Consider the following 244-nt stretch of genomic DNA (forward strand, 5'->3'; position numbering starts at 1 on the left):
TCATCAAGCTGAAGACCACCCCCGCCGACGCTAAGGAACTCGACCGTCAGCTCACTCTGAACGAAACCGTTCTTCGCACCAAGCTGATGCGTTTGGACAACAAGTAGTAACCCGATAGAACCAACGGAGGAATCATGGCCGGAGACACCGTAATAACGGTAGTAGGAAACCTAACCGCTGACCCGGAACTCAGGTTCACGGCATCTGGCGCGCCCGTCGCGTCGTTCACGATCGCCTCCACTCC

The 244-nt window shown here is 56.6% G+C and carries 1 protein-coding gene and 1 pseudogene; both read left to right on the forward strand.

Going from position 1 to position 244, the window contains the following annotated elements:
* Positions 1 to 107: pseudogene (locus tag QP381_RS09365) on the forward strand (30S ribosomal protein S6); the annotation flags it as partial.
* Positions 108 to 134: 27 nt separating this feature from the next.
* The coding region (locus QP381_RS09370; RefSeq protein WP_285068769.1) for a single-stranded DNA-binding protein at positions 135 to 244 on the forward strand (110 nt) is incomplete at its 3' end.

Origin of the sequence: Pauljensenia sp. UMB6358 (assembly GCF_030216865.1) — a bacterium.
In the GTDB taxonomy this organism is placed as follows: Bacteria; Actinomycetota; Actinomycetes; order Actinomycetales; family Actinomycetaceae; genus Pauljensenia; species Pauljensenia turicensis_A.